General features: G+C 55.3%; 9 protein-coding genes. 4 read left to right on the top strand and 5 right to left on the bottom strand.

The genetic code is table 11. The features are described 5' to 3' along the window. Positions 1–755 precede the first annotated feature (755 nt). Positions 756–2,327, top strand: coding sequence for a TerC family protein (locus tag ACR8BF_RS06885; protein WP_434745763.1), 1,572 nt, complete (start codon positions 756–758; stop codon positions 2,325–2,327). 30 nt (positions 2,328–2,357) lie between these two features. Here ACR8BF_RS06885 and asmA read toward each other — a convergent pair whose 3' ends face one another. The 3 genes from asmA to udk form a co-directional block, all read right to left on the bottom strand. Then, a complete protein-coding gene (gene asmA / locus ACR8BF_RS06880) occupies positions 2,358–4,181 on the bottom strand; it encodes an outer membrane assembly protein AsmA (RefSeq protein ID WP_434745762.1) in 1,824 nt (607 codons plus the stop codon). A gap of 12 nt (positions 4,182–4,193) precedes the next feature. Beyond that, on the bottom strand, positions 4,194–4,775 hold the full coding sequence (dcd, locus tag ACR8BF_RS06875; RefSeq protein WP_004571280.1) for a dCTP deaminase: 582 nt from the start codon (positions 4,773–4,775) through the stop codon (positions 4,194–4,196). Between the two features lie 83 nt (positions 4,776–4,858). Continuing rightward, positions 4,859–5,500, bottom strand: coding sequence for a uridine kinase (gene udk, locus ACR8BF_RS06870; RefSeq protein ID WP_179895309.1), 642 nt, complete (start codon positions 5,498–5,500; stop codon positions 4,859–4,861). Positions 5,501–5,784: 284 nt separating this feature from the next. Between udk and ACR8BF_RS06865 the strand changes: the two genes are divergently transcribed. The 3 genes from ACR8BF_RS06865 to yegD all read left to right on the top strand — a co-directional run bounded on the left by ACR8BF_RS06865 (position 5,785) and on the right by yegD (position 11,329). Further along, positions 5,785–6,399 (top strand): phosphatase PAP2 family protein, encoded by a 615-nt coding sequence (locus ACR8BF_RS06865; RefSeq protein ID WP_313700453.1) that lies wholly within the window; start codon positions 5,785–5,787, stop codon positions 6,397–6,399. 163 nt (positions 6,400–6,562) lie between these two features. After that, entirely contained in the window at positions 6,563–9,901 is a 3,339-nt protein-coding gene (locus ACR8BF_RS06860; RefSeq protein ID WP_434745761.1) for a diguanylate cyclase, read from the top strand. Between the two features lie 75 nt (positions 9,902–9,976). Further along, positions 9,977–11,329, top strand: coding sequence for a molecular chaperone (yegD, locus tag ACR8BF_RS06855; RefSeq protein ID WP_179895306.1), 1,353 nt, complete (start codon positions 9,977–9,979; stop codon positions 11,327–11,329). 224 nt (positions 11,330–11,553) lie between these two features. On the opposite strand, the gene ACR8BF_RS06850 is transcribed toward yegD, so the two are convergent. Both ACR8BF_RS06850 and ACR8BF_RS06845 read right to left on the bottom strand, forming a co-directional pair. Continuing rightward, positions 11,554–12,894, bottom strand: a complete 1,341-nt coding sequence (locus ACR8BF_RS06850; protein WP_179895305.1) for a carbohydrate porin — start codon at positions 12,892–12,894, stop codon at positions 11,554–11,556. A gap of 207 nt (positions 12,895–13,101) precedes the next feature. Continuing rightward, on the bottom strand, positions 13,102–14,061 hold the full coding sequence (locus ACR8BF_RS06845; protein ID WP_434745760.1) for an aldo/keto reductase: 960 nt from the start codon (positions 14,059–14,061) through the stop codon (positions 13,102–13,104). Positions 14,062–14,173 lie beyond the last annotated feature (112 nt).

The following is a 14,173-nucleotide window of genomic DNA, read 5'->3' as shown; positions in this document are numbered from 1 at the left end:
ATCGCCTGTTTAATCATTAAGCGATGAAACCTCTCCAGACTGAGCCGTTTCTAAGGGGAGCTCCTGCGGCGTTTACGCCAATGATCTTAACCATGAAACCAGTAATATTGTGATAATTACCAACAGATTACTCTGACTTAACCCCCGCCAGCGATGCTCACTTTATCAACAAAAACGCGATTCGGGCACGCTACCGCCCTTGGCTGTCGCTGCCAATATCGCTGTCATCATTCATAGTGCTCCCCAAAATGCAATGACATAACCGCATTGCATCACACAGTCGTACATCGACGAATTACGGATTCGTCACATTGCGATTAATGTCGAATAGGTACGCGAATTACGACTCTGGGGCAGAGTTTGCTAACTTGTTGCTATACTAGTTATTACTGGCTTGTTTACAAGCAGGTCCCGCTATCCCTGGACTATTTTAGGAAAAAGACTACCAGCGATTAGTATTGATGCCTGACAGCCAGTGCAATGCTTTCTTCAAAATTAGGATTAATGCCATACTCCGGATGAGATAAATCGCATAAGCGCGGCAGGTGAATATCTCATTCATGATAGAAATTGACTCAGAATACTCTCCCCTGCTCCCTCTGAAGTTAATCAAAGCGTCATAATGATATGTTCACATTTCGCACGAAATATCGCCAGGTTCAGGTCAAAACTCACCTGAGCTGCCATTTGTACGTGGCTTCGCACTCCACTATCATCAGAGAAAACTCAATTTTAGATATTCAGGTGAACAAGACATGCTGGAGGTAATTGCAGATCCCTCGCTATGGGCGGGATTAGTCACGCTAATCGTTCTGGAACTGGTTTTAGGCATCGACAATCTCATTTTTATTGCCATCCTGGTGGAGAAGCTTCCAGGGCCACTTCGGGACCGCGCGCGCGTGATCGGGCTGCTGCTGGCATTATTGTGCCGATTATTGCTGCTGGCATCGCTTTCCTGGCTGGTTACGCTGAAAGAACCCTGGATGACACTGGGGGGACATTCCTTCAGTGCGCGTGATTTATTGCTGCTGTCGGGCGGGATTTTCCTGCTTTTTAAGGCCACCACAGAGCTGAACGCGCGCCTTGAAGGACATGATGAGGCGTCCGGTCAACAAAAAGGCGGCGCTAAATTCTGGCCGGTGGTGGCGCAAATCGTGGTTCTGGATGCCATCTTCTCACTGGATGCGGTCATTACCGCTGTCGGCATGGTGAATGATTTACCGGTCATGATGATTGCGGTCACCATTGCTATTCTGCTGATGCTGCTCGCCAGCAAACCGTTAACCCGTTTCGTGAACAAACACCCTACCATAGTGATCCTCTGCTTAAGTTTCCTGTTGATGATTGGTTTCAGTCTGGTGGCGGAAGGCTTTGGCTTTGTGATCCCCAAAGGGTATCTCTACGCGGCGATCGGTTTCTCGGTTGTGATTGAAGCGCTGAACCAGCTGGCGCACTTCAATCGTCGTCGCGTGCTATCAGCAGGACGTCCGCTGCGCCAGCGCACGGCCGAAGCGGTGTTACGGATGCTACGTGGCACGGCGGAACCGGCAGAACTGGATGCGAAAACATCATCACTGATCGCGGACAGCGATGCCAGTATGCTGTTTAACCGGCAGGAGCGCGTCATGATTGCCCGCGTACTGGGCATGGGTCAGCGTCACGTTAATAGCATCATGACCTCACGCCACGACGTCGACCATATCGACCTCAGTGATGATCCGACAGAAATCATGTCGCGCCTTGACCGCAACCAGCACACACGCATCCTGATAACCGAAAACTCCAGCGAACCGCTGGGCGTGGTGCACGTTATCGATCTGCTCCATCAGTCGCTACATCATAATTCGCTCGATTTACGCGCCCTGATTCGGCAGCCGCTGGTCTTTCCTGAGCGACTGACGCTGCTGCAGGCGCTGGAACAGTTCCGTCAGGCCCACACTCACTTCGCTTTTGTAGTGGATGAGTTTGGTTCAGTGGAAGGCGTGGTGACGCTGAGCGATGTGATGGAAACCATCGCCGGCAATCTGCCGAATGAGGCGGGAGAGATCGATGCACGTTACGATATTCAGATTCAGGGTGAAGGCCACTGGATTGCCAATGGTCATATGCCATTGGAAGATCTGGCGCTCCATGTGAAATTACCGCTGGATGAACAGCGTGACTATCATACGCTGGCTGGATTACTGATGGATAAACTGCAACACATTCCGCAGGAAGGCGAAGTGTTGCAACTGGGTGATTATCTGCTGCGAACCCTGCAGGTCGAAAATCATCGGGTTCAGAAGGTTGAAATCCTGCTGCAGCCCGAGGGGGATGACGAGGTTTAAGCCATTACCCTCAATGAGGTCATGCGCCCGCTACGGGCGCATGATTTTCTTCAGGTTCTCTTTGTTCCCGCCCTCTTGCTGGCGATCGATCCACTGATTCAGCCGTGACTTCGCCTCACTCTGCAGGCGATTACGCAGAACGTCATCTACCGGCAGGGAGTATTGCAGGCTGTTCCAGTCGCCATACATGCGCAGCGGAATAGGCTGATCCGAGAGCGCTTTCACCAGCGCGTCATCGCCATGCCAGCCACTGATTTTCAGGCCCAGCGTCACATCCAGCTGCTGCTGCACCATATCGACTTTGCCCGCACCCTGCAGGCCCAGATTCTGACCGTTGCCATTGATATCGCTGAAGCTCAGCACACCTTTATTCAGCGCGACCTGACCGCTGATCGACTCAATACCTTCATCGACGGCTTCCTGGCTGCTGACTTTATCGCTGACCCGCGCTACGGCACGCTGCACCATCTGCTGCAGATTAAGCTGTGCCAGCTTCAGGTTACTGGCGCTGATGGTCGCCCTGCCCTGCCAGCTGCGCTTCGCCGCTTCAACCGTCAGAGTATTGCCCGACAGTTCGCCGTCGACGCTCAGATTGCCCTGCAGACTTTCTGGCAGCTCAAACGCTTTTAGCAGCGGCTGAATGGCAATTAACCGGAGTTGTGGTTTCAGGCTGACCCGCGTCTCAGGCTGACGAATATCGATACTGCCAGGCACCGAGAAAGTGCCATTACCCAGTTTACCGCTGAGGGTATTCAGCGTCATGAGTCCCCGCTGGTTGCTGGCGTTTACGGCGAAATGGGTCATTGAGAGTCCGCGCCATAACGCAGTATCCGCATTCAGCTTCAGGGCCAGGTCCATATCATTGAGCGGAGAGTCCGCATTAGTGCGTTCGCGTGGCGCAGCAATCACCGGTGAACGCGCCACAGTGGCGTGCTGCACGCCAGGTGCCTCAGAGACAGGCGCACTGGTGAGTAAATTATCAAGGTTCAGATTGCTGGCTTTCAGGTCCAGCGCCAGCTGTTGCGGCGGCGCAATATGCCCACTGCCCTGCCCGGTCAGTGTGCTGTCATTGGCGGTAAGCTGCAGATTGCTGAAGGAGAACTGCTGGCGATCGCCACTCCATTCGCCCTGCAGGCTCAGCGATCCTTTAATGCCCTGAGCCGGAATATCGGCGCCGGATAAGGTGTAGTCAAGCTGCTGCAACTGGCCGCTGAGATGATGCGGATATTGCGCGGCATCGAGCTGCCCTTTGAGATTCAGCATGGCGTTACGCTGGTTGCGCATCAGCGTGGTGCTCAGCGACAGTGTCGCCAGCTTATTCGCGTCCTGTTCCATATTAATGTTGAGGTCGCGGAAATTATATTCGTCACCACCGGGTTGTTGCCAGATCAGCAGACTGTCGGCTACGCGCAGTTTAGCAATATCAAATGACCAGCCGGCAGACGGTGTTGTCGGCTCCGCATCACGTGGCCCCTGCGGGGCATTTCTGGCGCGCTGCGCGCTGCTATCAGGCGTTACCCGCACTATCGCGTTTTTCAGCAACACCTGGCTGACGCTGAGCTGATGGGATAACAGTGGCCAGAGATCGACATCGAGCCGCATGTTTTCCGCTGAAACCAGCGGCTGACTGGCACCCGGCGCAGTGAGACTCATCCGGCCAGCCAGGATACTGAGCTGTGGCCAGACGTGCCAGCGCAGATCGCTGCTGACCTCAAGGTGATAACCACTGCGTTGTTCGACCTCTCGCACCATATAGGCACGAAAGTCGTTGGGATTGACCAGCAGCACCAGCGCGCTCATTCCCGTTACGACCACCACTAAAAGGATGGCCAGCGTGGTTATCACTCTTTTCATTACATCCTCAAATCAGTCTTTATCGATACGGCTGGCATCAGCGCCCTGCTGACCGCGATATTTCGCATCTTCACGCCGGTTGTAAGGACGCGCAGCCGGGCCGGAAAGGGGTTCAAAACTTAGCGCACCAATCAACATGCCGGGACGCAGAGCAAGCGGCAGTTTACCTGAATTGTAGAACTCCAGCACGATACGCCCCTGCCAGCCAGGATCAATGCGGTGGGCTGTTACGTGAACCATCAAACCCAGTCGTGCCAGCGATGAGCGTCCATCCAGCCAGCCCACCAGATCATCCGGCAGCGTCACGGACTCCAGGGTGACCGCCAGCGCCAGCTCACCCGGATGGAGGAAAAAGGCTTCACCATCAGGCAGCACGATCTCATCACTCATGACCCGATCGAGTGCCGCGCTCACTTCCTGTTTCGGGCCACTCAGATCGATAAAGGCCGCGGTGTGGCCGCTAAAGGTGCGGAACTGATTACCCAGGCGCACATCGACGGTGGCCCCATTAATGCGCTCGACCGGCGGGCGTGGCTCGATGGCCAGTTTGCCATTGTCCAGCCAGGCTTCAATATCGCGATCGCATAATCTCATTGCGGGAACTCCATGACATAAGTGTAGCGAACCAGCGAGAGCGTAGCTGCCGCCGGTCTGCACCACGTCCCGACGGACGTGCGTTATTCAAAAAACTGGTTAATTTTCGCCTTGAGGATATCGATGGCAATACGGTTTTTTCCGCCGCGCGGCACAATGATATCGGCGTACTGTTTTGATGGCTCGATAAATTGCAGGAACATCGGACGCACGGTCTTCTGATACTGGCTCATCACCGAATCCATTGAGCGGCCACGCTCATTGACGTCACGTTTCATACGGCGCATCAGACAGATGTCGAGCGGCGTGTCCACGAAGATAGAGAAGTTGAGTTCCTGGCGCAGACGGGCATCGGTTAACAGCAGGATGCCTTCAAGGATAATGACCTTTTTTGCCTTCAGGTATTGCGTTTGCTGGGTGCGGGTGTGTTCCACATAGCTGTAGACCGGCAGCTCAATATCCTGCCCGGCTTTCACCGCCTGCAGGTGCTGCAACAGCAAATCATGATCCATCGCACTGGGATGGTCATAATTGGTTTTAACCCTCTCTTCCATGGTGAGGTGACTTTGATCTTTGTAATAAGCATCTTCCGGGATAACCCCGATGTGCTCGTCACCTACCTGATCACGGATTTCACGATAGAGCGTGCTGGCAATTAAACTTTTACCGGATGCGGAAGCGCCGGCAATGCCTACAATCACGCACTGATGAGACTTGTCAGTCATACTTTTTTAAGACCTGATAACTGGAGCCTGCCACTGGTCACACATTACGCGGGCAGCGGACGGGCCGAAATGGAGAGGGTGTGTTCGCGCTAAGTATAGGGATTTCGGCCTTTTGATGCCAGAAAAATGGCGCGGCTGTCTTTTCAGACTTTCTCCTTTGGACGCCACTCATTTCACCGATAAACTAACGGCACACCATACTATAAAAAAAATGGCCTGCGCGGCGCGCTGTTCAGACAACGCGTGTCGCAAACGTTCCGACCGAATGATGCATCAGGAGTGGTATGCACTGGAAGACTTTGACCTATTTTGGCGACAGCATGCTGTTGATTCCGACAGCGGTAATTATTGCGCTGATTTTGCCGTGGAAAAGTGACAATCGTCATACGGTCTTTTACTGGATTCTGGCCTTTGGCCTGGCTGGCCTCACCGTCAGCCTCTCTAAAATTCTGTTCCTGGGGTTTGGCATCGGCAGTGCACGCTTTAATTTTACCGGGTTCAGCGGTCATAGCGCCATGTCCGCCACGCTGTGGCCAGTGATGCTGTGGCTGATTTCCGGGCGATGGTCGGCCAGGTGGCGCATTGCGGCGATCGGCGTCGGTTACCTGATTCCGCTGATGGTCGGTTTCTCGCGCCTGGTGATTCACGCGCACTCAAAAAGTGAAGTTGTCACCGGTCTGTTGCTGGGCTTCATGCTGAGCACCGCGTTTCTGATCTCTCAGCGCCGCACCTCACTCAAAGGCTTCAGCTGGCCGCAGGTCGGCGCTGCGCTGTTAGTGCCGTTTGTATTGATGGGTCATGGTCGTGTTGCCACCACGCAGCAGTTCCTGGAACGTTTCTCTGCCAGCCTCGCCGGGATGGAGAAGCCTTATACCCGCGCCGACCTTTTTCGTCAGTAATCAACATACTGGCAATCAATCTTAGCCTGCCCGTCAATTCACCGAATAACGGGCAATATTGATTTCACCCCGTTTTTCTTTGCCGGATGTGCTAGCATTCAGTCAGAGAATGACTGGTGCCTGATTCGCCGTTGCGGAGCGTCGCACCCTGCCGGAAGTCCGCATGACGATAGAGATCCTGTCCCCGCAAAATAGTTCGCCAAACCGCTGGCTCTCAGCGCTGATCATTGGCTGCGTCGTGTTTATCCTGACCCTGTTCTGTCTTGAACTGATCGTCGTCAGCGGGAAAATCTCCCCGCTCTGGTTCCCGACCACCTTAATGACCGTGGTCGTTTTCCGCTGTCCGTCACGACAGTTACCGCTGCTGCTGACCGCCTGCGTGCTGGGCACCGCCGGGGCTAACGCCATCATGATCGGGCCGGCCCTCTCAAATATTAAATTCGCCCTGCTCAATCTTATCCAGGCTAGTGTGGGTGGCATGCTGCTGCGCGTCCTGCTGGATCGGCGTGCTCCGCTGAATTCGCTCAGCGACTGGGCCAGGATGGTGCTGTCGGTGGGCATTGTCACGCCGGTGCTCGGCGGTCTGCTGGCGCTCTGGACACTGCAGGTCAGCGGTCACGCGTCGTTTCCCTTCTTTTATACCTGGGTGATCTCCGAGATCATCGGCATGCTGGTGTTAGGTCCGATGTTGCTGCTTCTGCCCTGGCCGCTTCGTCGCTCGCATTTCAGCGATCTGCACCTGGCCGAATCCCTGCTGACACTGCTGCTCACCCTCGGGGCCAGTTATCTGGCGCTGCGCTTTTTGCCGTGGCCTTTTACCTTTATTGTGGTGATCCTTTTCTGGTGCGCGGTCCGCCTGCCCAAACTGCAGGCATTTGTACTGTTCTTTATTAACGCCAGTTTTATCTCGGTTCTGCTCGCCGTTGACCTGGTCAGTGTGGTTAACAACAACACCGTGCTGGGACCGGTCTCCAGCTGGTTGCCGTTTCTGCTGGTATTGATCCCCAGCCACATTATGTCGCTGGTGATGGATGCGTTCCGGCGTGAAAAGCTCCACATTACCGACAGCGAAACCCGCTTCCGTCACGCTATGGAGTACTCTGCGATCGGCATGGCGCTGGTCGCACCGCAGGGCAAATGGCTGCAGGTCAACCGTTCGCTGTGCCAGATTCTGGGCTACCCCGACGAGGAGCTCAAGCGAATGAATTTTCAACAGATTACCCATCCCGACGATCTCAGCCTTGACCTGCAACATGCGAATCGGTTGCTGGAGGGGGAGATCGATACCTATACCTTAGAGAAGCGTTATTTCCGTAAAGATGGTGAGATTGTCTGGGCAAGACTGACGGTGTCGCTGGTCCGCGATGGCAGCCAGGCGCCGCTGTACTTTATTGCGCAGATTATCGATATCTCTGAGCTGAAGCAGAGCGAGCAGGTGAATCGCAGGCTGATGGAGCGCATTACGCTGGCCAACGAAGCGGGGGGCATCGGTGTCTGGGAATGGAACCTGCTGACCGGTGAGATGTTATGGGACAAACGCATGTACGCCCTGTTTAGCCTTGCTCCTCATGAGTCGCCCAGCTATGACCTTTGGATCCATTTGCTGCATCCCGCCGATCGCGAACACGTCGCGCTGACAGTGCAGCAGGCAATTGAGCTGCGCAGCGCTTTTCATATGGAGTATCGCGTGGTCAATGCCGAGGGGCAGCGCTGGGTTCGTACCCAGGCTAACCGGCTACTGAGTAAAGAAGGTCGGATTGAGCGCATGCTGGGCATCTGCCAGGACATCACGCCGCTCCGCAAGCTGAATGAAGCGCTGTTTCAGGAGAAGGAGCGCATGGCCATCACCCTGGATTCGATCGGCGAAGCGGTGATCAGCACCGACAAAGAGATGCGCGTAGCCTTTATGAACCCGGTAGCGGAGAAGATGAGTGGCTTGTCACAGGAGCAGGCCGCTGGCCAGTCGCTGAGTGAGCTGCTGCACATTACTCAGGGGCGTAACGGCCCCGAGGTAGAGAATCTGCTGTTATGCCAGCTGCCGCCGGAAAAAATCACCCCCAGCCTGGCGGATGATCTGGTGCTGCACACCCCGGATGGCGGTCACATCGACATTCACTACAGCATCACGCCACTGCGTTCGGAAGCCGGTCTGGAACAGGGTGCCGTCATGGTCATTCAGGATGTGAGTGAGTCACGCAAGCTGATGAAGCGCCTGAGCTACAGCGCGCTGCATGACACCCTGACGCGCCTGCCTAACCGGGCCAGCTTTGAGCTTCAGCTTAAGCGTCTGCTGTTTGATGCCGCTGAACATCAGCATCAGCATGTGCTGGTGTTTATCGACCTCGACAAGTTTAAAGCCGTCAACGACAGCGCGGGTCATGCTGCTGGCGATGCGCTCCTGCGCGAACTCTCCGATCTGATGCAGCATCATCTGCGCAGCAGCGATTTCCTGGCCCGACTGGGTGGCGATGAGTTTGCGCTGCTGATGCCCGATTGCGATGTCGATCAGGCACATGACGTGGTGCAACGCATTGTCGCCGCAGTAAACGATTACCGTTTTCAGTGGCTGGGTCGCCTCTATCATGTGGGCGCCAGCGCCGGTGTGACACAGATTTCGCCAGAAAACTGTCAAAGCAGCGACGTGCTTTCGCAGGCGGATATCGCCTGTTACAACGCCAAACGTAGCGGACGCGGGCGACTGATGATTTACGAACAGCATCGCTTACCGCTGCCGGGCACGCATCAGAATATGGATGCTGCAATGATTGATGCGCTGCAGATCGAACTGCCCGCCTGGGCCGTTGCGCCGCCAAACACGCCGCAGTCGGCTTTTATCTGGCTGCTTGATGTGCAGCTGTTAACCGCAGACGGGTTGCTGTTAGATGAGACGCTGCTGCGCAATAACCTGCCCGATGAGACGCTACTGAGACGCCGTCTCGATAACAATATTCTTGAGGCTTTTTTCCGCCACGATGTGGAAAAGCTAAATCAAAAAGGCATTCCGGTGATTCTGCCGCTCAATGCTGAGCTACTGAATGATGCCGCCTTTGTGCAGCAGCTCTGTCAGCGCTTTGTCGCCGCCGGTCTTTCCGAAAGCCACTGTGGTTTCGCTTTCCCTGCCGCCAGTGTGCTGAGCAAGGGTGACCAGTGCTATGCCGCGCTGCTGCAACTGCGTCAGTGTGGCTGCCGCATCGTATTGCATAATTTTGGCCGTAACCTGGATGCCTTTAATCTGTTGAGTGACGAGGTGGTCGATTATCTGTTGCTGGCACCGGAGCTGGTCACCAATGTTCACAATAATCTGATGGATGAGATGCTGCTGACCATCATTCAGGGCCAGGCAACGCAGCGCAATATTTCGGTGCTTGCCGGTCCGGTTACGGTGCCTGCTTTGTTGAGTACGCTGGCAAACCTGAATGTCGATGGTGTCTGGGGCAGTGCCGTGGCTGAACGTCAGCCGTTGCGCTCACTGGCTGAAGATCGCATCTTCGCCATACGTTAATTCCCTCGTTGCCCGCTTGCTACCCTGCTGAAGCTGCGCTAAAGTCGCCCCCTTTTTTCCGGCATGGGGGCGAAAATGTTCATAGGATTCGATTACGGCACGGCTAACTGTTCTATTGCAGTCAGCGAAAATGGCACGCCACGTCTGTTAACGCTGGAAAATGATCAGCGCCTGTTGCCGTCGATGATCTGTGCGCCGACCCGCGAGTCGATCAGCGAATGGCTCTATCGTCATCATCAGGTGGCGACACCGGACAGCGAAACCACGGCGCTGCTGCAGCGTGCACTACGTTACAACCGCGAAGAAGATATCGACGTCCAGCCCAATAGTGTGCAGTTTGGCCTTACCGCTCTGCAGCACTATATGGTCGATCCTGAAGATGTCTGGTTCGTTAAATCCCCCAAATCCTTCCTCGGTGCCACTGGTCTTAAGCCACAACAGATCGCTCTGTTTGAAGATCTGGTCTGCGCCATGATGCTGCACATCCGCCAGCAGGGCGAAAGCCAGCTTGATCACACTATCGATCAGGCAGTGATCGGACGACCGGTAAACTTCCAGGGCTTAGGCAGCGAAGAGTCTAACCAGCAGGCTGAAGGCATCCTGCTGCGGGCCGCGCATCGTGCCGGATTCCGCGACGTGGAGTTTCAGTTTGAGCCGGTGGCTGCGGGACTCGATTTTGAAGCGACGCTGAAGCAGGAGACACGGGTGCTGGTGGTGGATATCGGCGGCGGTACCACCGACTGCTCGATGTTGCTGATGGGACCAAAGTGGCGTGATAAGGCGGACCGTCGCGAAAGCCTGTTGGGCCATAGCGGTTGCCGCGTCGGCGGAAACGACCTGGATATTATGCTGACGTTTAAGACCCTGATGCCGTTACTCGGTCTGGGTGGTAATACCCAGAAAGGCACCGCCCTGCCTGCCCTGCCGTGGTGGAACGCCATCGCCATTAACGATGTTCCGGCGCAGAGCGATTTCTACAGTCCGGCCTGCGGAAAGTGGCTGCGGGATTTAGTGCGGGATGCGGAACAGGGTGATGTGGTCGCTCGCCTGCTGAAAGTGTGGCAGCAGAAGCTCAGTTATCGCCTGGTGCGGGCAGCGGAAGAGAGCAAGATTGCGCTGTCAGCCAGCCCGGCGCATACCGCCTCTCTCGACTTTATTGCCGCTGCTTTAGAGACAGAAATTGGTGTGGAGCAGCTGCAGGATGCCATCAGTCAGCCGCTGGAGAAAATTCTGGAGCAGGTGCAGCTGGCTTTAGCCACCAGCCAGATTAAACCGGATGTTATCTACCTGACCGGCGGCAGTGCGCGTTCACCGTTACTGCGCGCGGCACTGCAGCAGACGCTGCCGGACACGCCGATTGCAGGCGGCGATGATTTCGCCTCCGTCACCGCAGGGCTGGCCCGCTGGGCGGAAGTGATGTTCCGCTAGGCTGGCACTGTAATACCCAAAACGACACCTGAGGGTGTCGTTTTTGTTTGCGGATAACAGAGAGCAGGCTCAGGGAGCATACGCCTTTCGCAAAGACGCAAAACCCGCCATCCATGGCGGGCTCAGCGCGGGCCATCCCTGGCCCGCTATGCTTTGCTACTGGCGTATGCTCCCATCGCTTTACGTCTGAGAGTCGTCTGTTCAGGTGCTGTTTTTATTAAGAATCAGAAGGCGATATTGGCGCTGATACCACCGATAAATGCATCCTTCACTTCGCTCACCGCCCCTGGCGCAACCACATACTGCAGGTTAGGTCGCAGTGACATCCAGTTAGTTACTTTAGCGTTGTAGTAAACCTCATAGTTGTACTCTGAACCTTCCTGAATCGGCAGATAGGTCGGGCTGTCAAAGCGGCTCTCACCATTAGCCTGGTTCTGCTGACGCAGTGAGCGGGTATAGTCGCTGTTCACATGAATTCGCGACGCGCCCACGCCGATCTCATCCTGAGGACGGGCATCAAACGGTCCTGTCCAGGTAAAGGCGATAGACTGGTAGTTGTCGGTCTTCGAGGTCTTGTGATCGTTCATCACTGCCTGAACACGCACGCCCAGACCGCGATTCACATCGCCATCCTGCGCGGTCAGCTGTTGCTGTAACAGCAGATAGCCACCATAGGAATGCGCCTGATCCTGATAGCCGCCATTACGCCAGCTGCCGTAGACATCGCCATCCACCGACGAATAGTAATAACCGATGCGGTAATTACCCGGTAATTTCTCCGGCCCGAAGGTCGGTTTCCAGCCCAGTTCGACCGGCACCAGATTGCCCTCGGAATTGCTGGTATCCAGACGGAAGCCATCACCGCGATCGTAGTTAGCGCGATTCTGATTATAGAAACCGACCTGGAAGAAGACGTCCGGGCTGATATTGAACTTAACCCGACCGCCCCACTGCGATACCGGCCAGTTGAACCAGCGGTCTCCGCGCCAGTTCCCCGCCTGCCCGCTGCCCAGCGCCAGGTTCTGGAACAGATTGCCGTCGAAGTTATCGAAGTCTTCTCCCACCGTCACGCGTCCGGCTTTCAGATCGACCACATCGTTAAACAGCCCTTTGCGCAACCAGAACTGCGTCAGACGCCAGGTCTGGCCGCGACCATAAACCTCCTGCACCGAGGAGAGCATCCCGGTGCGTTGATCGGCGACCTGATCAGACAGATTCTGTCCGTTTCGACTGGTCACGGTCATCTGGAACTCGGCATCCTGCCAGTCCAGCAGCTTCTGCAAATCAAAATTGGTCCCAAACGTCCACTGATCGCTGTAGCGCATGGTGGTGTTGGTATTTGCACCGCCGCCTAAGTTAGCGGCGCTCTCCAGGGTGTAGTTAACGTCAAACTTAATGCCGTCATCCTGCAATTGCGTTCGGTAGCCGCCCCAGTCACCAAACATCCATTCGGAGTCCGGACTCAGGGCGTCAGCGGCGAGCGCCTGTGAGGAAAACATGGCCAGAATCAGGGTACCGGATGCCACACGGGCAGCGGAAAAGACAGGGGCTTTTCTGTTTTTCATCTTGCTTATTCTTATGCGTTAAGGAAAGTGACGCGCAGAGGATAGTGCTGGATAGCCTCTGTTTTTTATAAAAATGTGCGCACCATTACCCGTAACATCCGTTTATTAAAGCAAGTGTGATCGGGATCTCTGAACGGTTATTCTCTGAGCAGAGATGCGTTCTTTTAACAGGCACAACGTTAAAGGGGGCACCAGCGCCCCCTTTAATTAACGGCTTGCCTGATTCAGCTGATCAATCTGCGCCGGGGTGAGCGTCAGATGCATTGCACCCGTCAGATCGTCGAGCTGTTTAAGCGAAGTCGCACTGACAATCGGGGCGGTGATACCGGGACGGGCAATCAGCCATGCCAGGGCCACCTGAGTCGGCGTCACCTGATGCGCTTCACTGATCACGTCCAGCGCATCCAGAATCCGCAAACCGCGTGGGTTAAGATACTTCTCAACCACGCCCTGGCCCCGTGCGCTTTTACCGGCATCTGCTGCATCGCGGTATTTGCCACTGAGAAAACCGCTGGCAAGAGAATAGTAGTTGATAACGCCTAAGCCGTGCGCTCTGACCACCGGCTCCAGCTCAGCCTCATAAGGCTGGCGGTCATACAGATTATATTCCGGCTGCAGGGTTTCGTACCGCGCCAGCCCCTGCGACTCACTGACCTTCAACGCCTCCTGCAGCCGCGCCCCGCTGTAATTCGATGCGCCAATGGCCCGCACTTTTCCCTCGCGGATAAGGCTGTCAAAGGCGCTCAGCGTTTCCGCCAGTGGCGTATCCTGATCGTCACGGTGCGCCTGATAGAGGTCGATATAATCGGTCTGTAACCGGCGCAGTGAATCTTCGACCGCCTGACGGATATATTGCGGTTTCAGCCCGGTCTTCTCCGGAGACAGCTCCATACCAACTTTGGTTGCCAGCACAATCTGGTCGCGTTTGCCGCTTTTCTTCAGCCACTCACCCATAATTGTTTCTGACTCCCCGCCTTTATTACCCGGTGCCCAGCGGGAATAGACGTCGGCGGTATCGATAAACCACAGCCCTCGCTCCACCAGCGCATCCAGCAGAGAGAACGAGGTGGATTGATCCACTGTCCAGCCAAACACATTGCCGCCAAACGTCAGTAACGGCACCGTAATACCACTGTCACCCAACTGCCGGGTTTGATTCTGACTCATTATCTGCTCCTTATTTGCCTCAAAAACTGCCTGTCTCTCAGCATAGCAAAGTGATTTCACGGCTTTATGACGATTGTGCTGCGATTAATGTAAGAACAGGCATAATTACCTG

The organism is Candidatus Pantoea rara, from assembly GCF_051136265.1.
GTDB classification, from domain to species: Bacteria; Pseudomonadota; Gammaproteobacteria; order Enterobacterales; family Enterobacteriaceae; genus Pantoea; species Pantoea rara.
Note: the sequence above shows the minus strand (reverse complement) of the source record. Positions and strands in the feature narration are given on the sequence as shown.

Coding starts and splice junctions, on each gene's coding strand:
- ACR8BF_RS06885 (WP_434745763.1), top strand. CDS start 756: ATGCTGGAGGTAATTGCAGATCCCTCGCTATGGGCGGGATTAGTCACG.
- ACR8BF_RS06845 (WP_434745760.1), bottom strand. CDS start 14,061: ATGAGTCAGAATCAAACCCGGCAGTTGGGTGACAGTGGTATTACGGTG.
- ACR8BF_RS06860 (WP_434745761.1), top strand. CDS start 6,563: ATGACGATAGAGATCCTGTCCCCGCAAAATAGTTCGCCAAACCGCTGG.
- dcd (WP_004571280.1), bottom strand. CDS start 4,775: ATGAGATTATGCGATCGCGATATTGAAGCCTGGCTGGACAATGGCAAA.
- yegD (WP_179895306.1), top strand. CDS start 9,977: ATGTTCATAGGATTCGATTACGGCACGGCTAACTGTTCTATTGCAGTC.
- ACR8BF_RS06865 (WP_313700453.1), top strand. CDS start 5,785: ATGCACTGGAAGACTTTGACCTATTTTGGCGACAGCATGCTGTTGATT.
- udk (WP_179895309.1), bottom strand. CDS start 5,500: ATGACTGACAAGTCTCATCAGTGCGTGATTGTAGGCATTGCCGGCGCT.
- asmA (WP_434745762.1), bottom strand. CDS start 4,181: ATGAAAAGAGTGATAACCACGCTGGCCATCCTTTTAGTGGTGGTCGTA.
- ACR8BF_RS06850 (WP_179895305.1), bottom strand. CDS start 12,894: ATGAAAAACAGAAAAGCCCCTGTCTTTTCCGCTGCCCGTGTGGCATCC.